We start from the raw sequence: 18,079 nt of genomic DNA on the forward strand, positions 1-18,079 counted from the left end.
AAATGGCCCCCGTGGTGGCGGTTTCCCCCATACCCACGTGTGCAACAAAACCCCCCCCGGCGGCGCCATGGCCCCTCCCCCCCGCCAAAACGGGGTATATGGGGCCGGCCGGGGTAGGCGGGGCGGCGCCGCCCATTGCGGGAGATTATGCCACCCCGCCCCGGTTCCAGCCCCTGCCCCGGTCGCCGAACATGACGTAGCCAGTCTCGGTGACCGCCACCGTGTCCTCCAGCTTGATGAAGCCGCGCGTCGGGTGAAGCATCGTCGTCTCGACCGAGAGCACCATGTTTTTCTCCAGCGGCTTTTCGGCATAGGTGCCTTCATAGGTCACCGGATGGTTGGTCATCAGGAACGGCGCCTCATGGGTGATCAGCCCCATGCCGTGGGCAAAGAAATCGGTATAGGGCGCGACCTTGGATTTCTTCAGCACGCCTTCCGCGTAGGAAATCATGTCACCACCCAGCGTGCCGGCACGTACCTTGGAAAAGGCCGCCTGCTGCACCGCCTCGACTTCGGCCAACAAATCCTCGAGTTCGGCATCCGGCTCGCCCAGAATGCCCATGCGACAGAGGTCGCCGATATAGCCGTGATAATTGCCGCCGGAATCGATCGACATCACCTCGCCCTTCTTCCATGCCTGCGGCGAGCCGGCGCGGTTGTGGCTGGAGCCCAGCGTCAGCAGGCAATATTCGAAATGCGCGCCGCGATTGGTCTCCTCGCGCCTGAGTTGCTCGATGATCTCGGTCTTGGTCGTGCCTTCACGTGCCCAGGCAATGGTCGCCAGCATGGAATCGGTGATCAGTTCAGAGGCGATGCGCAGCTTCTCCATCTCCGCATCCGTCTTGATGGCTCGCATCCGCTCCAGCATATCAGTCGCATCGACAAGCTTGGCGTCCGGCAGCGCCTTGCGGATCAGCGTGTAGGCATCCGACGGCAGGAAAGCCGGCTCGATACCGATGCGGGCGTTGCCCTTGCCGATTTTGGTCAGGTGCTCAACCGCGAGATTGGCGGCGTCGAGCGTGCCCCAGCAGGCGGCGTGCAAGGTCGGCGTCCAGAACGGGTTGTTCTGGTGCTCGGCGCCCTCCATGCGGTTGCCGATATACGCGGCGTGGTCCGGCCCGCCCTTCTCGTAGACTACAACGGGCAAATAGCGGCTGTGGCCGATCGCATCCATGGCGGCGAAGAAGATGAACTTGTAGCCGCCAAGCAGATATTGCGTGTTGTGCTTGGAGGTGGCGAGCAGCACATCGATACCGGCCTCCTCCATCAGCCGATCGACTCTAGCATGGTCGAACGGGATGGTGCTGACGGCATTCTTACCCGGGGCGACGTTCATCTTTCTCTCCCTGAATTCCCTGGCCGGCCGGTCGCATCGCCGGCGGTGTCCATCTGGTCCTACTAGATAAGCCTGGTCCTACCAGATAAGGTCGGATTGAACCGCTTCCCTGTAACTGGTCCAGCGGACGAAATTTTCAAAGCCACATGAGGATGCGCCAAATCCGTCTCTGGCGAAACCCTCGGCAAGGCTCATAATCATCCTTGCAAGGATGCCGTCCGGCGTCCGAGGGTATTGGCCCACCCGGCCGGGTGGCTGAGAGGGACGGAGTTCGATCATGTCAGATTTCACGATTTCCAGGCGCACCGTGCTTGCCGGTTCGGCATTCCTTCTGGCCTCGACGGCGCTGCCGACCATCGGTCGGGCACAGACGCCGAAGAAAGGCGGGCGGCTGGTCGTCGCCGCCGATTCCGAGCCGCGCAACCTCAACCCGGCGATCGTCGCTTCCAACGGTGTGTTCTTTATCTCGAGCAAAATCGTGGAAACGCTGGCCGAGGCGTCCTTTGACGGCAAGGACGGGCTCGACCCGCGCCTGGCGATAGGCTGGGAGGGCGCCGCCGATGGCCTGTCGGTGACGTTCAAATTGCGCGAAGGCGTCAAATGGCATGACGGCAAACCCTTCACCTCCGCCGACGTCGCGTTCTCGGCGCTGCAAATCTGGAAGCCGCTGCAGAATCTCGGCCGCACCGTGTTCAAGGATCTGGAGGCGGTCGACACGCCGGACGAACTGACGGCTGTGTTCAAATTCGCCAAGCCGACGCCGTTCCAGCTGATCCGCAACGCCTTGCCGGCGCTGAGCAGCGTGGTGCCGAAGCACATCTACGAGACAGGAAAGATCGAAGAGAACCCGGCCAACAGCGCCCCGATCGGCACCGGCCCGTTCAAATTCGCCGAACACAAGTCAGGCGAATATTACCGGCTGGAGAAGAATGCCGACTATTGGGGCAAGGACCAACCTTACCTCGACGAGATCATTTACCAGGTGTTGCCCGACCGGACTTCGGCAGCAAGCGCGCTCGAGGCGGAAGAGATCCAGCTCGCCGCCTTTTCCGCCGTGCCTTTGGCCGATCTCGACCGCATCTCCAAAGTGCCTGGCCTCAAGGTGATCACCAAGGGTTACGAGGCGCTGACTTATCAGCTCGTCGTCGAGATCAACCATCGCCGCAAGGAACTGGCCGATCTGAAGGTGCGCCAGGCGATCGCCCACGCCATCGACAAGGATTTCGTCGTCAAGACGGTGTTCCTAGGCTATGCCGCCACAGCCACCGGCCCGGTGCCGAAAAACGATCCGCAGTTCTATACCGCCGACGTGCCGACCTATGCCTTCGACGTGGCCAAGGCCAACGCCCTGCTCGACGAAGCCGGCTACAACAGGGGTGACGACGGCAAGCGCTTTTCGCTGAAGCTGCTGCCGGCGCCCTATTTCAACGAGACCAAGCAGTTCGGCGACTATCTGCGCCAGGCGCTCGCCGCCATCGGCATCGACGCCCAACTGGTCAACAACGACTCGGCCGCGCATATCAAGGCGGTCTACACCGACCACGCCTTCGACCTTGCGGTCGGGCCGCCGGTGTTCCGCGGCGACCCCGCGATCTCGACCACCATTCTGGTGCAGAGCGGTATTCCCGACGGCGTGCCGTTCTCTAACCAGGGTGGCTACAAGAACGACGAACTCGACGCCCTCATCGCCAAAGCATCCGAGACGCTCGACCCCGCCGTGCGGACGGAACTTTACAAGGAGTTTCAGAAAAAGGTCGCGGCCGACCTGCCGCTGATCAATGTCGCCGAATGGAGCTTCATCAGCGTTATCAGAGACACGGTTGCGAACGTCGCCAACAACCCGCGCTGGGCGGTGTCGAATTGGGCGGACACCTGGCTGGAGGCTTAGCAAGGTTCGCTCCAGGCTTGCACATGGTGTATCCGGGTGCTCAGCTTCGGTGATGAGAGCTCTATGGCGCCCCCCTCTGTCCTGCCGGACATCTCCCCCACGAGGGGGGAGATCGGCTGTCATTGTCACTTTCGCCAATCTCCAGCGTTGCAAGACGGCCGGCAACGCCGAAGCTGCCAATCTCCCTCCTTGTGGGGGAGATGCCAAGTTTTGGCAAAGAGGGCAGGACAGAGGGGGGCGCCGTAGAACGCAACGCAGAAGAATTGGCCCACCTGCCAATGTCTTCGCGCCATGACCCGCGCGCTTCTCCTCCTTCGCCGTCGCCTCGTCGGCAGCGTCTTCGTGCTGCTGATTGTCGTGATCGGCACTTTCCTTTTGCTGGAAGCGGCCCCCGGCGACGCGGTCGACGCCTATATCGTCTCGACCGGCGGCGACGCCGGCATGATCGAATTGCTGCGCCATCGTTGGGGCCTCGACCAGTCGGCGTTGACGCGGCTGGCGAACTACCTCTGGGCGCTGCTGCATCTCGACCTCGGCCAGTCGGTCACCTTCTCGCGGCCGATCCGCGACGTCATCCTCGAACGCCTGCCCAATACGTTGCTGTTGATGGGCAGCGCCACCGCGCTCTCCTTCGGGCTCGGCTCGGCACTCGGCATCTATGCCGGCGCCAGGCCCGGCAGTTTTCGCGACCGCTTCCTGTCGATCGGTTCGCTGGCGCTCTATGCGGTACCGGGCTTCTGGCTCGGGTTGGTGCTGATCATCATTTTTGCCGTCGACCTGCGCTGGTTTCCGATCGGCGGCATCGAGAGCATCGCGTCGGGCAAGACCGGCCTCGACCGCGCGGCCGATATCGCCCGCCATCTCATCCTGCCGGTGTCCGCACTCGGCTTCATCTATCTGGCACTCTATCTGCGCATGATGCGCGCCGGCATGGCCGAGGTCTGGCGGCAAGATTTTGTGCTCGCCGCTCGCGCCAAGGGGCTTTCCCGCCGCCGCATCGTGCTCGCTCACGTCGCCCGCAACGCGCTGTTGCCGCTGGTCACCATGCTCGGCCTGCAATCGGCGCAGATGCTCGGCGGCAGCGTCGTCATCGAAAGCGTCTTCTCGGTGCCCGGCCTTGGCCGGCTGGCGCAGGAGGCGGTGGCGGCGCGCGACATGCCGCTGCTGCTCGGCATCATTCTCGTCAGCGCCGTTCTGGTCATCGTTATCAATCTTCTTGTAGACATCGCCTACGCCTTCCTCGATCCGCGCGTCGGCGCCAGCGAGGCGAGCGCGTGAGCCCGCTTCGCCGCTTTCTTCGCACGCCGGAAGCGGTCGCCGGCGCGATCATCCTGGTAGTGCTGTTCGCCATGGCGCTGACAGCGCCGCTGTTCTTTCCCGGCGACCCGCAAGCCATTGCCGGGACGGCATTGCTGCCGCCCTTTCAGGACTGGTCGCTGCCGCTCGGCACCGACCGGCTCGGCCGCGACGTGCTGGCCGCGCTTCTCCACGGCGCCCGTACCTCGCTGGCGGTCGGGCTGGCGGCGGCAGCCGCAGCCCTTGCCGTCGGCGCAATAGTCGGCACGCTGGCCGGCTTTGCCGGCGGTCTCGTCGACGAAGTGCTGATGCGTATCACCGACGCCTTCCAGACCGTGCCGAGCTTCCTGCTGGCGCTGGCTTTCGTCAGTGTCGTCGGGCCGTCGCTCGGCGTTGTTGTCGCAGCGATCGCGCTTGGCGCCTGGACGGGGCCGGCGCGTGTTACCCGCGCCGAAGTCCTGTCGATCCGCGAGCGCGATTTTGTCGCCGGCGCCCGTGTCATCGGCATGCATCCGCTCGAGATCGCCTTTCGCGAAGTGCTGCCCAACGCATTGCCGCCGGTGCTGGCGCTGTCGTCGGTGATCGTCGCCGCCGCGATCCTCACCGAAGCGGCCCTCTCGTTTCTCGGCCTCGGCGACCCAAACCGCGTGACCTGGGGCGGCATGATCGCCGAAGGTCGCGCCGTGCTGCGCACCGCGCCCTTCCTGTCAATCATTCCGGGCGTAGCACTCGTGCTGACCGTGCTCGGCGTCTATCTCGCCGGTGAAGGCGTCGTCGAGACAACGGCGGTGAGAAGGAGCCTGTCGTGACGGCGCTGCTTTCGATCCGCGATCTGACGGTGACCCATCGCCGTGACGGCAGCGAGGTGGCGGCGCTGAACCATGTCAGCCTCGATGTCGCCGCCGGCGAACGCTTCGCCATCATCGGCGAGAGCGGTTCGGGCAAGAGCACGCTGGCGCTGGCCGTTGCCGGGCTGCTGCCGGGTTCCGCCAGAATCGACGGAACGATAGAGTGGAAGTTACCGAACCTTCGATCGCCTCATTCCTTCGCGCCCCCCTCTGTCCTGCCGGACATTTCCCCCACAAGGGGGGAGATCGGCAGTTCCGTCGCCGGCACTCCCCCTGCAGCCTTGGAGATTGGCGAAAGCGGAAATGACAGCGCAATCTCCCCCCTTGAGGAGGAGATGTCCGGCAGGACAGAGGGGGGCCTCATGGAACGCAAAGCTCAAAAATCCGCCGCCAAACCCAGCCACAGCCCACTCGGTGGCCGCGACATCGGCTTCGTCTTCCAGGATCCGTCGGCCAGCCTCGATCCGGTAATGGCGATCGGTGAGCAGGTCGCGGAAGTCGCGCACACGCATCTCGGCCTTACTTGGTCGCAATCCTATGCCAAGGCAAAAACCCTGCTCGAACGCGTCCGCCTGCCCGACCCGGACGCCGCTTTGCACGCCTACCCGCACCAGCTTTCCGGTGGCCAAAAACAGCGCGTGGCGATCGCCGCAGCGATCGCGGCCGGTCCGAAACTGCTGATCGCCGACGAGGCGACCAGCGCGCTCGACACAATCGTGCAGGCCGAGATCGTCGCGCTGATCCGGCAATTGGTGGCCGAGGACGGCATGACGCTGCTGTTCGTCAGCCACGACATCGCGTTGGCCGCCGAACTGGCCGAGCGCATCGCCGTATTCCGGCACGGCGAGTTGGTCGAATTCGGCGCGACGACGCAGATCGTCGCTACCCCGCGCCACGCCTACACAAGAGCGCTGCTCGACGCCCATCTCGGCCTCGACGCCGAACCGCTGCTGCGGCAGGCAGGAGCGACGAGGTGAGCAGTCCATTGCTGGCCGTTTCCGGCCTGACCAAACGATATCGTCGCGGCGGCAAGACGATCGCCGCCGTCGATGACATTTCCTTCCACATCGAGCCCGGCGAGACGCTGGCGCTGGCCGGGCCGTCCGGCAGCGGCAAGTCGACGATCGCCAGGCTGGTGCTGCGGCTGATCGAACCGGACGCCGGCCATATCGAGTTCGAGGGCGGCGATTTCCTGTCCCTGAACGGCGCTGCCTTGCGCGCACGGCGCGCGCGTTTGCAAATGGTGTTCCAGGACCCGCTCGCCGCCTTCAACCCGCGCGCCATGGTAGCGCGCGTGCTTGACGATCCTTTGCGCATCCATGGCGTCGCCTCTCGACCGGAGCGCCCGCACCGCATCGCTGCTCTGCTCGAGCGTGTCGGCTTGAGCGCTGATCTCGCCGGCCGCGCCATCCACGAGATCTCGGGCGGCCAGCGCCAGCGTATAGCGATTGCTCGCGCCATCGCCACAAAGCCGTCGCTGATCGTGCTCGATGAGGCAGTGTCGGCGCTCGACGTATCGGTGCGCCGGCAGATCCTGCAATTGCTGCTCGATCTGCAACGCGAGGAACGGATCGCCTATCTATTCATTTCGCATGATCTTGGCGTCATCAGCGCCATCGCTCATCGTGTCGTCATTCTCGATGCCGGCCGCGTCGCCGAGAGCGGCAACGCCCGTGCGGTCATCGGTGCCCCGCAGTCGGCGATCGGCAAGGCGCTGGTGGCGGCAGCGCCAAAACTGAACAGGACCAGCACGCAGGGCGCGGCCGATCGTCAGTAACCCAGCGCGCAACCGTCCTTTCGTGGATCGGAGGCGCCGGTAAGCGTACCCTTGTCCCAGTCGATCAGCACCAGCTGGCCGCCGCCATGCGGCTCGGTCGCGATCGACAGCTGGTGGCCTCGCTCACGCAGGCCGGCGATTGCATCGGCCGGAACGCCACGCTCCGCCTCCACCGTATCCTGTCTGTAGAACACGCGTGGCGCATCCAGCGCCTCCTGCGGGTCCATGCCGAAATCGATCATGTTGGTGAGCAGGTGGACATGGCCGAAAGGCTGGTAGCCGCCGCCCATCACGCCGAATGGCATGACCACCCGGCCCTTGGCTGTCACCATGCCAGGCATAATGGTGTGCATCGGGCGTTTTCCCGGGGCGATGCGGTTTGGATGGTCCGCCGCCAGGCGGAAGCTGCTGCCGCGGTTCTGCAGGACGACACCGGTCCTGGGACCGACCACCCCGCTGCCGAACGAATAAAAGGTCGAGTTGATGAAGCTGACTGCATTACGGTCGCGGTCGACCACCGAGATGTAGACGGTATCGCTCGGCTGAAGCTCAAGCCGAGGCAGATGCGTCATCGCGCGCGCCGGATCGATCTCGGCGCGAAGCTTGTCCGCATGGTATCTCGACAACAACTGCTCTACGGGAACATGGACGTGGTTCTGGTCGCCGATGAAATCGTCGCGGTCCTGATAGGCAAGCCGCCCCGCCTCGATCTCGAGATGAAAGCGCTCGCCGCCGTTCGGCTCCAGGGAGCCGAGCGAAAAGCCCGACAGCACATTCAGCATGATCAGTGCCGTCAGCCCCTGGTTGTTCGGCGGCATCTGATGGATGTCGTAGCCCCGGTAGGATGTGCCGACCGGCCTGACATAGTCGCCCTTCGTGGCCGCAAAATCCTCGAGCGCATGCAGCCCGCCAAGCGCGCGCAGACGCGACACCATGTCGTCGGCGACCTCGCCTTCATAGAAGCCGGCACGACCGCGGCGCGAGACGATGCGCAAGGTATCGGCCAGTTGCGGCTGCCGGTGCAGCTCGCCGGCCAGCGGCGCCTTTCCATCCGGCAGAAAAATCCGCGCGGCATGTTCGTCGGCGGCCAGCAAGGCAGCACTTTCAGCCCAGTCGAAGGCCACGCGGTCTTGGACGACGTAGCCCTGTTCGGCGTAACGTATGGCGGGTGCGAGCGCGGCGTCGATGCCCTTTCTGCCGTGATCCTCGAGCAGCCGGCACCAGGCGTCGACGGCGCCCGGCACGGTGACCGCGTGCGGACCGGACTCAGGCAGTTCGTCATGCCCCCTGTCCAGATACCACTGCGCCTCTGCTGCTGCCGGTGCGCGGCCGGAGCCGTTGAAGGCCAGAACCTCGCCTTGGCCGTTGGGACAGTAGAGGACGAAACAGTCGCCGCCGATACCCGTCGACTGCGGCTCGACCACCGCCTGCACCGCAGCCGCGCAGACGGCTGCGTCCATCGCGTTGCCGCCGGACCGCAGCATCTCGATCGCCGCCAGCGTCGCCAGAGGGTGCGATGTCGCGGCCATCGCTTCCGTCGCACGAACCGGCGAGCGCCCGGGGAGTTGGAAATCACGCATGCAGTTCAATAGCCTCTGACCAACCAGTTGTGAACTGGCAACAGCAGCCAAAGGGCTGCGCCACCGAAAGCAGCACGAACGACGGAACGATCACTATGGCAGCGCTCAACCCTCGAAAGCTGCCGATCTCAATCAGCGAATTTGAAACTATCCGTGGTGTAATCGGGGAAGGCGTCCAGTTTGTCGAAAATCTTGGCCAGGTCAGGGGTATCCGCCAATATTCCGGACAAGACCAGCGCAGTCGCCACGCCGGCGCCAATTCCACCAGCGATATCGTGTTCGACGCTGTCGCCGACACAAACCACGGTGCTGCGGTCCGGGTTGCCCGCCAGCGCCAGCGCGGCGTCGAAGATCGGGGCGTAGGGCTTGCCGATGCGGGTGACGCTGCCGCCGAGGCTCTCGTAGAGATCCGCAAGCTGACCTGCGCCAAAACGCGGCCCCACGGCGGTCAGCATGATCTTGTCGGGATTGGTGCAGAAGCACGGCACATGCCGCATCGCTGCCGGTGCAAAAAGTCTGCGATAGTGCTCGATGTCGTAGCGATCGCCCTCGCTGGCGGCGATCAGCACCAACTCGGCATCGTCGCCGTCCCCGGTCAACGCGAAAGGCAGGCCTTCAATCGCCGAGCGGTCGCCTTCGCGGCTGATCAGCAGGCACTTTGTGTTTGGGCGCAGCGTTCCGGATACCGCCATTTCGTGAAAGGACCGCCACGCGATCTCGCCGGAAGAGACAAATTGGTCCCAGCTTCCTGGTTCGAAGCCGAGCTTCAGCAACCGGGCCTCATTGGGCCGCGCCCGCCTGCCGGAGTTCGAGACCAGCACGATCGTCCTGCCTGCCCGCTTCAGTGCCGACAATGCCTCCACAGCGCCGGGATAGGGGTTCGTACCATCGTGCAGCACGCCGAACTGATCGAGCAGGAACACCTGATAGCGCTCGACCAGCGCTCCGATGCCGTCGAGATGTTCGACCGTTTTCGTGCTCACAACAGCCCCGCTGCGATTGCGCCCATCAGCGCCAGCCGCGCCGTGCCGGCGGCCGCCTCGTCCGAAAGCGCCGGCAGAAAATCGACGCCCAGCTTGCGCTGCCGAATCGCGGTCCAGGCGGGATTTGCCGCACCGCCGCCGACACTTCTCACCGAGAGCAGCCGAGGCGCGCCGAGCTCGGCAAGCCGGCGATAGCCGAGCGCCTCGATCTCGGCAATGCCCTCCAACATAGCTTTCAGATAGTCGGCGTCGTCCGCCGGCCGCGGCGTCAGACGTGGCGGCAGAGCAGGATCGGCGATCGGAAAGCGTTCGCCGACCGCGGCAAGCGGATAGTAATCGAGACCGGTCTCGGTCATGGGATCGATCGCCGCACTCAACTCGATGATGCGCGCAAGAGAAAAATGCTGCGCCAGCACCTTGCCGCCCGAATTCGACGCACCACCGGCCAGATAGGCATCTCCCAACCGGTGGCTGTAGATGCCGAACTGCGGCGCCGAGATCGGCCGGTCGGAGAGGATCTTTATAGTCAGCGAAGACCCCAGCGCGGTGACGCCGTCGCCAACTGCCGCAGCGCCCGTCGCCAGGAACGACGCGCAGCCATCGGTCGTCCCAGCGACCACGGCGACGTCGCGCGCTAGGCCGAACAGGTCCGCTGCGCTCGCAGTGAGCGTTCCCGTGACGTCGCCCGGCTTGACGACACGAGGAAGAAAGTCCATCCGCATGCCGGTCGCCGCGATCCAGTCCGGCCAGTGCCGCGCCTCGACGTCGTAGCCGGTTTTCAGGGCATTGTTCTCGTCGCTGGCGTCGAAGCGGCCGGAGAACTGTCCCGCGATCCAGTCGGCCTGATGCAGCACCGCGACAACCTCGGGCTGGCGCCGGAACCACAGCGCCTTGGCGAGACCTGACGTCGCCCCACGTGCTGCGCTCGCTGCCGGCGCCTCGCGCGCGATCACGGCCAGAATGGCGTCGTCATCGACCTTGTCGTTGTACATCAGCGGCTCGGCCAGCGGCCGGCCGGCGCCGTCGACCGGCAGCAACGTGCCCGAAGTGCCGTCGACGGCGATCGACCGGACCGTCGCGCGATCGATGCCTGAAAGCAGTTCCGTCAGCGCCGCGCCGATCGCTGACCACCATACCGAGGGGTCGCGGGCGTTCTGGCCAAATCTGTCGAGTGGAACGGCGGAACGCGCGGCAATCGAAAAGTCCGGCCGCATAGCGACGGCGCGCGTGCCTGATGTGCCGATGTCGATACCGATTGAAAGCGCCATGTCAGCCGCCAGCAGCATTGAGTTTCTGGCGATACTGCTCGGCGTCCCAGTTGATCAGCTCGTCATTCTCGGCGGCGGTCAGATAGTTCAGCTTCGCCGCGACGTCGACCCGCGCCGTCACGTCGGCGAGGCAGCGTTGCATGGCATCGGCGCCGGGACTGGCGTCGCCGCGCATTAGCACGCCAAGCCCGGGAAACAAAATTGCCGCGGGTGCCGTGCCGCACCGTTCGGTGACACGCATAACGTCCTCGCCGGACCTCGCCACGACCGAACCCTGGCCGAGAAAGATGACGTGATCGGGATAGAGGCTGCCCCCAGACGCCATGCGGCAGCTTTCAGGATCGATCGCGACGGCATGCGCTTCGATATCCGCCGGCAATCTGTACCCGGTGCGTCCGATGAGTTCCGTCAATGCAACAAGGTTGGGCTCCGCCACCTTACGGGGCGGCCGCGCCAGAAGTCGTGTGACGCGACGCAGCAGCGCCTCGGCGCCGGCGACGGTCTCGGCTGCGACGACCAGGCCGTGATTGGCAAGGATCAGCACATCGACCCCAGGCCGAAGGCGCTCGGCAATGCCCTGGGCAAGCGGCAGGCCCGGCCGGAGATAACGGACATACGCCCATTCGAGGCCATCCAGGCGCTTGGCGATTTGAGCCTCGCAGTCGGCCTGCACGGCAAGCGAAATGGTGTCGACGCAGTGGACATGCAGAACGACGCGCTGCGGCATCAGCGCGTGAACCGTGGTCTCGATCGAGGGTCGCAGCTTGCGGATGTTGAGCGCCTCGATGGCGAACGCCTGTGGCTGATCGGCGGCCGGGTCGCGCTGTTCGACGGCCCTGAGCAGCGGGGGGATCACCACGGGAACCATGATGTCCTCGGCGAGCGCATTCTTCAGCCAGGTACCCGAAGCCTTGATCCAGAGCGTGTCGCCGGCTTTCAGCGAAGTGTTGCCGCCCGCCGCCTGGGTCAAATGCGGGTCGCGCCCGATGCTGGCCGAAAGCGACCGCAAAGCAGCCAGTTCCTGCGCATCCGCATTGATTGCCATCGAAACTCCTTCACAAACCGGCCCCTAGCCACGGCTTTGGATCCCGTAGCCGGGATAACGAATGACGCTGGTATCGCAGATGCGAGTAAGTTACGTCAATAGTGATCTTATCTCGTCAATCTAGCTTGCAATCTGATCCGCATTGAGTAAGTTGCACCAATTGCCGTGGCAAAATGGCATTTCGGGAGGGTATCCGTTGAGCGACTCCGGCCGCCAGCGTCAGATCGTCGACTTGTTGCGGGACCGCCCTTTCGCCTCGGTGCGCGAGCTGCAGGAGCGGCTCGGCGTGTCGGCTGCGACGGTGCGGCGCGACATCGACAAGATCGACGAGGCCGGCGAAGCACGGAAGGTCTATGGCGGCATCTCGGCGCTCGATGGCGCTTCGCAGGCGGGCGTCGCCTATGCCAGGCCTTACGACGAGAACCGCGATCTCGCGGTCGAAGCCAAGCGGCAGATCGCCGCTCTCGCGGCGACCCTGGTGCGCGATGGCGACGCCGTCATCGTGCATGGCGGTTCGACCTGCTTCCATCTCGGCGTCAAGCTCGCCGACCGCAACATCCGGCTCTATACCAACTCGATGCCGCTCGTGGCCTATTTGAGCGACCACGGCCATTGCAGCCTGACCGTTGCCGGGGGTGAACTTCATCGCGAGCCTGGCATCATTCATTCGCTCACCCAGACGGTGCCTTTCTACGCATCGAAGTTCTTTCTTGGCGCGCAAGGCATCGGCCCGGAGGGCGTGCTGGAATCGCATCCGCTGCTGGTCCGCTCCATCGCCGAACTCAGCCTATGCGCCGACCAGATCGTGGTGCTGGCCGACAGCCGCAAACTGTCGATCCATGCGCGCAACGTCGCGCTGCCCTTGTCGCGCATCGGCACGCTGGTGACCGACGACGGTCTTTCCGATGCCGACGCACGCATGCTCGAAAACGCCGGCGTCATGGTGCGGATCGCCTCTGCCTCGGGAGCCGTCCAGTGAGGGTGGCTGTCCTCGACTTCGGCAAGACCAACTCGAAGCTGTTCGTCTTCGGTCAGGCCGGGCAGATTCTGGGTGAGCGCCGGACCCAGCCGAACTGGACGCGCGAAGGCGGCTTCAGTGTGCTCGACGAAGCAGCGCTTCACGATTGGGCGGCGCGCGCCGTCGGCGAAGCGGTCGACATCCATGGCATAGAGGGTTTGATGGTATCGGGCCATGGCTGCACCTTTGCCTTGGTCGACGATGCGGCGCTGACGCATCCGATCCTCGACTACGAGCAGGAGCCCCCGGCCGAGCTTGCTGCGCAGATCGATCGCCGCATTCCGGATTTTGCCGAGACCTTCTCGCCGCGCCTGCCGCTCGGCTTCAACTATGGTCGCCACATGCTGTGGCTGAAGACGGTGCAACCAAGCGTGTTCGCCGCCACCAAATCGATCCTCGGTTATCCCCAGTACTGGAGCTGGCGCTTTGGTGGCCGGGCGGTCTCGGAGGTGTCCTATCTCGGCTGCCACTCGCATCTGTGGGCGCCGCGCAAACGTGATTTCAGCTCTTTGGTCGACGCCGAAGGCTGGCGCGGCCAGATGCCCGCCTTCGAGCGTGCCGGCGCGGTCATCGGCGAGCAGCGCTTCGGCGAGGCGGCGCGGCCGATCGCCATCCACAACGGTGTCCATGACAGCAATGCGGCGCTCCATGCCTATCGCCGCCAGGAGCTTGGGCCGGTCACTGTGGTCTCGACCGGCACCTGGGTCGTCGTGCTCAATCCGGACTGCCCGCTCGACGCGCTCGATCGCGATCGCGACATGCTGGTCAATGTCGATGTCGATGGTGGCCCGGTGCCGACCATCCGCTTCATGGGCGGGCGCGAATTCGCGACGATCAGCGCCGGCTGGCAGGGTGCAATCGACCGCTCCACAGTACAGCAGGTGATCGACGCCGGCATCATGGCGCTGCCGAGCTTCGCGCCAGGCGGGCCGATGCCTGGCCATCCCGGCGAATTGGTCGGGCGCACACCCACCGCGGAGGAGCGCGCGGCCGTGGCGCTGCTCTATGTCGCGCTGATGGTCGATCTGTGTCTCGACCTGATCCATTCGAACAACACCATAATCGTCGATGGCGGGCTGAACAGTGGCGGCCTGCTCGTCAGCCTGCTGGCGCAGCTGCGTCCAGGCCAGGCCTTCATGCAGGGCGCCACGCTGGAGGGCAGCGCCACTGGAGCGGCGGCTCTCGCCTTCGAGAGTGTTGGACGCGAATTTGCCGCCGAGGCGCCGGAGCCTGTTCGTGCTTCAAGCCTCACCGGGCTTGCCTTCTATCGCGACAGCTGGCGCGGCCTTTCCGCCGACCGAGGCATCGTTGGTGCAGCAGCGGGAGGCACGCGATGACCGCCGCCGCCCGAATCGAAACAGTGCGCCAGCCGGTGCTGGAGATGCGGCACATCTCCAAGACGTTCGGCCCGATCCGCGCCTTGCAGGATGTGTCGCTGACCGTGCACGCCGGCGAACTGCACGCGCTGATGGGCGAAAACGGCGCCGGCAAGTCGACGCTGATGAAGGTGCTGTCCGGCGCCTATCGGCCAGATCCCGGCGGCGACATCCTGATCGACGGCACGCCGGTCGCGACCGGCGACCCGATCAAGGCACGCGCCAACGGCATCGCGGTCATCTATCAGGAGCTGTCGCTGGCGCCCAACCTGACGGTCGCGCAGAACATCTTCCTCGGCAACGAACCGAGACGGTTCGGCATCGTCGACCGCGACCAGTGCAACCGGCGCGCCAAGGAAATCATCGCGCAGCTCGGCGTCTCCTTCTCGGCACGCGCCCTTGTCTCCAGCCTGTCGCTCGGCGAGCGCCAGATGGTCGAGATCGCTCGCGCGCTGTCGACCAGCGCGCGCATCATCGTCATGGACGAGCCGACGACGTCGCTGACCTCGCGCGAGACGGACAGGCTGTTCGAGGTGATTGCGACGCTGAAGTCGCAGGGCATCGCCATCATCTACATCAGCCACCGCATGGAAGAGGTCTACCAGCTTGCCGACCGCGTCAGCGTGCTCCGCGACAGCGGCTATGTCGGCACGCTCGATCGCGCCGATCTGAACGCCTCGCGCCTCGTTTCGATGATGGTCGGCCGTGACCTGTCCGCCTTCTACAAAAAAGATCACCGCCCGCCGGACAGCAACCGAGCGATCGCATTGTCGGTGCGCGGCATGTCGGATGGCAATCTCCTGAAGGACTGTTCCTTCGACCTGCACAAGGGCGAAGTGCTGGCGCTGGCGGGCCTTGTCGGTTCGGGCCGCACCGAGCTCGCACGGCTGATCTTCGGCGCCGACAGGCACACATCAGGCACGCTGGAACTCGACGGCAAGTCCATATCCATCGGCTCGCCGCGCGAGGCGCTGAATGCCGGCATTGCCTATCTTACCGAAGACCGCAAGGAACTCGGTCTGTTCCTCGACATGTCGATTTCCGACAATATCAGCATGGGCGTGCTCGCAAGGGATGCGCAGGCCGGAGGCTTGCGCGACTTCGCGACGGCCGAAAGGCGTGCCGCCAAGGCCGTTTCCGAACTCTCCCTCCGCACCAGGTCGTTGCAGGCCAATGCCGGCTCGCTGTCGGGCGGCAACCAGCAGAAGGTGCTGCTCGCCCGCCTGCTCGAAACCGAACCGCGGGTTCTCATCCTCGACGAGCCAACACGCGGCGTCGATGTCGGGGCGAAGTCGGAAATCTACCGGCTGATCGACGATCTCGCCAAGAAGGGCATCGCCATCCTGATGATCTCCAGCGAACTGCCGGAGGTGATCGGCGTCGCCGACCGCGTTCTGGTGATGCGCGACGGCACCATATCAGGCGAGGTGACAGCGTCCGCAGGCCAGCCGCTCAGTCAGGAAGCGATCATGGAACTTGCAACGGGAGCGGCCAAGGGATGACCGACAAGGCAACCGAGATGAGCGCGGGCGACCAGGCTGTCGGCAGGAGCCGGCGGCTGCGCACCGCCTTCGCCGCCCTTGGCATGCTGCCGGTCCTGATCCTTTTGGCGGCAGGCTTCCAGGTCATGAACCCGCGCTTCCTCACCGAGACCAACCTGTTGATCGTAACCCAGCAGTCGTCGATCAACATCGTGCTTGCGGCCGGCATGACCTTCGTCATCCTGACCGGCGGCGTCGACCTGTCCGTCGGCTCCATCCTTGCCGCATCGGCGATGGTGGCGGTGATGGTGTCGCTGGTGCCGGAGTGGGGCATGCTCGGCGTGCCGGCGGCCATTCTGGTCGGCCTCGGCTTCGGCGTCATCAACGGACTGCTCGTCGCCTATATCAAGCTGCCGCCCTTCATCGTTACGCTGGGTTCGCTGACCGCCGTGCGCGGGGTCGCCCGCCTGCTCGGCCAGGACACCACGGTGTTCAACTCGGACCTGCCGTTCGACTTCATCGGCAACGGTTCGCTGTTCGGCATCCCCTGGCTGGTCATCATCGCTCTGTCGGTCGTGGTGCTGTCCTGGCTGGTGCTCAAGCGCACCGTGCTCGGCACCTGGATCTATGCCGTCGGCGGCAATGCCGAGGCCGCCCGCCTCACCGGCATCAAGGTGCCGCTGGTGCTGCTCTTCGTCTATGGCGTTTCAGGCCTTCTGGCCGGTGTTGGCGGCGCCATGTCGGCGGCCCGGCTCTATGCGGCCAACGGGCTGCAGCTTGGGCAGTCCTACGAACTCGACGCCATTGCCGCGGTCATTCTCGGCGGCACCAGCTTCGTCGGCGGCGTCGGCTCGATTTGGGGCACGCTGATCGGCGGGCTGATCATAGCGGTGCTCTCCAACGGGCTCATCCTGGCCGGCGTTTCCGACATCTGGCAGTACATCATCAAGGGATTGGTGATCATCGTGGCGGTCGCCCTCGACCGCTACAGGCTCCAGGCAGGAGCAAGAACGTGATTGACCTTAGTCGCCGGCGTCAACGACCCGGTTTCATGTAACGCACCGTGAGAGGCGCGGGGCATCAGGAGGAAAAGAATGAAGACCATCGCTAAACTGCTCTGCGGCGTTGCCCTTGCGGCCGTCGCCATCGCACCGGCTTCGGCCAAGGATCTGAACAAGGTCGGCATCTCGGTCGGCCTGCTCGGCAACCCGTTCTTCGTCGCCACCATCAAGGGCATCGAGGACGCGGCGAGGAAAATCAACCCGAATGTCGAGGTGACATCGGTGTCGGCCGACTACGACCTCAACAAGCAGGTCTCGCAGGTCGACTCCTTCATCGCGGCCGGCGTCGACGTGATCATGCTCAACGCCGTCGATGCCAAGGCGATCGCACCGGCGGTCAAGAAGGCGCAAGCGGCGGGCATCGTTGTTGCCGCGTTCGACGTCTCGGCGCCGGGCGCCGACGTCACCGTGATGACCAACAACGTCAAGGCCGGCGAAGCGGCCTGCCAGTACCTCGTCGACCAAACCGGTGGCAAGGGTGACTATGTCATCCTGAACGGCCCGGCATCGTCGTCGATCCTGGAGCGGGTGAAGGGCTGCAAGGACGTGCTGGCAAAACACCCGGATATCAAGATCCTCTCCGACGACCAGAACGCCGAAGGCTCGCGCGACGGCGGGCTGAAGGTGTTCCAGTCACTGCTGACCCGCTTCGACAAGATCGATGCCGTGTTCGCGATCAACGATCCGACGGCGATCGGCGCCCAGCTTGCGGCCAAGCAGCTCAACCGCTCGGAGTTCATCTTCACCGCGGTCGACGGCGCGCCCGATATCGAGAAGGAACTCTCGTCCGGCACGTCGATGATCAAGGCCTCGGCCTCGCAGGATCCTTACGTCATGGCTGGCCAATCGCTGCAGATGGCGGCTGAAGTGCTTGCCGGCAAAAAGCCGGCCGAGGCGACGGTGCTGCTCGACCCGCAGCTGATCACGGCCGAGAACCTGAAGGACTACAAGGGCTGGACCGCGGCCCGCTAGCTAAAGCCTCCCAAGGCTGGTGGGGGGGGGGGGGGGGGGGGGGGGGGCGCGGGGGGGGGGGGGGGGGGGGGGCGGGGGGGGGGGGGGGGGGGGGGGGGGGGGTGGGGGGGGGGGGGGGGGGGGGGGGGGGGGGGGGGGGGGGGGGGGGGG

General features: G+C 65.1%; 15 protein-coding genes. 10 read left to right on the forward strand and 5 right to left on the reverse strand.

Features of this window, described 5'->3' with window-relative positions; translation table 11 throughout:
* Nucleotides 1-145 precede the first annotated feature (145 nt).
* A complete protein-coding gene (locus AC0L3N_RS32300; RefSeq protein WP_473551633.1) occupies nt 146-1,336 on the reverse strand; it encodes a M24 family metallopeptidase in 1,191 nt (396 codons plus the stop codon).
* Between the two features lie 277 nt (nt 1,337-1,613).
* Here AC0L3N_RS32300 and AC0L3N_RS32305 point away from each other — a divergent pair, with 277 nt between their 5' ends.
* The 5 genes from AC0L3N_RS32305 to AC0L3N_RS32325 all read left to right on the forward strand — a co-directional run bounded on the left by AC0L3N_RS32305 (nt 1,614) and on the right by AC0L3N_RS32325 (nt 7,145).
* Nucleotides 1,614-3,224, forward strand: coding sequence for an ABC transporter substrate-binding protein (locus AC0L3N_RS32305; RefSeq protein ID WP_473551635.1), 1,611 nt, complete (start codon nt 1,614-1,616; stop codon nt 3,222-3,224).
* Between the two features lie 291 nt (nt 3,225-3,515).
* Nucleotides 3,516-4,502, forward strand: coding sequence for an ABC transporter permease (locus tag AC0L3N_RS32310; protein WP_473551636.1), 987 nt, complete (start codon nt 3,516-3,518; stop codon nt 4,500-4,502).
* Complete coding sequence (locus tag AC0L3N_RS32315; protein ID WP_473551638.1) at nt 4,499-5,329, forward strand: ABC transporter permease; 831 nt, start codon at nt 4,499-4,501, stop codon at nt 5,327-5,329. The genes AC0L3N_RS32310 and AC0L3N_RS32315 overlap by 4 nt, the downstream gene beginning before the upstream one ends.
* Nucleotides 5,326-6,345: an ABC transporter ATP-binding protein gene (locus AC0L3N_RS32320; protein ID WP_473551639.1), complete on the forward strand. Its 1,020-nt coding sequence runs from the start codon at nt 5,326-5,328 to the stop codon at nt 6,343-6,345. The genes AC0L3N_RS32315 and AC0L3N_RS32320 overlap by 4 nt, the downstream gene beginning before the upstream one ends.
* Nucleotides 6,342-7,145 (forward strand): ABC transporter ATP-binding protein, encoded by an 804-nt coding sequence (locus AC0L3N_RS32325; RefSeq protein ID WP_473551640.1) that lies wholly within the window; start codon nt 6,342-6,344, stop codon nt 7,143-7,145. The genes AC0L3N_RS32320 and AC0L3N_RS32325 overlap by 4 nt, the downstream gene beginning before the upstream one ends.
* On the opposite strand, the gene ggt is transcribed toward AC0L3N_RS32325, so the two are convergent.
* The 4 genes from ggt to AC0L3N_RS32345 form a co-directional block, all read right to left on the reverse strand.
* Nucleotides 7,139-8,725: a gamma-glutamyltransferase gene (gene ggt, locus AC0L3N_RS32330; RefSeq protein WP_473551642.1), complete on the reverse strand. Its 1,587-nt coding sequence runs from the start codon at nt 8,723-8,725 to the stop codon at nt 7,139-7,141. The two genes, AC0L3N_RS32325 and ggt, sit on opposite strands and share 7 nt — an antisense overlap.
* A 128-nt stretch (nt 8,726-8,853) precedes the next feature.
* Nucleotides 8,854-9,708 (reverse strand): TIGR01459 family HAD-type hydrolase, encoded by an 855-nt coding sequence (locus AC0L3N_RS32335; RefSeq protein WP_473551643.1) that lies wholly within the window; start codon nt 9,706-9,708, stop codon nt 8,854-8,856.
* A complete protein-coding gene (locus AC0L3N_RS32340) occupies nt 9,705-10,976 on the reverse strand; it encodes an FGGY-family carbohydrate kinase (RefSeq protein ID WP_473551645.1) in 1,272 nt (423 codons plus the stop codon). The genes AC0L3N_RS32335 and AC0L3N_RS32340 overlap by 4 nt, the downstream gene beginning before the upstream one ends.
* A gap of 1 nt (nt 10,977) precedes the next feature.
* Nucleotides 10,978-12,021: a class II aldolase/adducin family protein gene (locus AC0L3N_RS32345; RefSeq protein ID WP_473551646.1), complete on the reverse strand. Its 1,044-nt coding sequence runs from the start codon at nt 12,019-12,021 to the stop codon at nt 10,978-10,980.
* A gap of 196 nt (nt 12,022-12,217) precedes the next feature.
* Between AC0L3N_RS32345 and AC0L3N_RS32350 the strand changes: the two genes are divergently transcribed.
* The 5 genes from AC0L3N_RS32350 to AC0L3N_RS32370 all read left to right on the forward strand — a co-directional run bounded on the left by AC0L3N_RS32350 (nt 12,218) and on the right by AC0L3N_RS32370 (nt 17,929).
* Nucleotides 12,218-13,000 carry a DeoR/GlpR family DNA-binding transcription regulator gene (locus tag AC0L3N_RS32350; protein WP_473551647.1) on the forward strand — a complete coding sequence of 261 codons (783 nt, stop codon included), beginning with the start codon at nt 12,218-12,220 and terminating at the stop codon, nt 12,998-13,000.
* Entirely contained in the window at nt 12,997-14,376 is a 1,380-nt protein-coding gene (locus AC0L3N_RS32355) for an FGGY-family carbohydrate kinase (protein ID WP_473551649.1), read from the forward strand. The genes AC0L3N_RS32350 and AC0L3N_RS32355 overlap by 4 nt, the downstream gene beginning before the upstream one ends.
* On the forward strand, nt 14,373-15,917 hold the full coding sequence (locus tag AC0L3N_RS32360; protein WP_473551651.1) for a sugar ABC transporter ATP-binding protein: 1,545 nt from the start codon (nt 14,373-14,375) through the stop codon (nt 15,915-15,917). Before AC0L3N_RS32355 ends, AC0L3N_RS32360 begins: the two co-directional genes overlap by 4 nt.
* On the forward strand, nt 15,914-16,912 hold the full coding sequence (locus AC0L3N_RS32365) for an ABC transporter permease subunit (protein ID WP_473551653.1): 999 nt from the start codon (nt 15,914-15,916) through the stop codon (nt 16,910-16,912). Before AC0L3N_RS32360 ends, AC0L3N_RS32365 begins: the two co-directional genes overlap by 4 nt.
* 78 nt (nt 16,913-16,990) lie before the next feature.
* Nucleotides 16,991-17,929 (forward strand): ABC transporter substrate-binding protein, encoded by a 939-nt coding sequence (locus AC0L3N_RS32370; protein WP_123151633.1) that lies wholly within the window; start codon nt 16,991-16,993, stop codon nt 17,927-17,929.
* Nucleotides 17,930-18,079: the final 150 nt, after the last annotated feature.

It is taken from the genome of Mesorhizobium sp. WSM4807 (assembly GCF_055811615.1).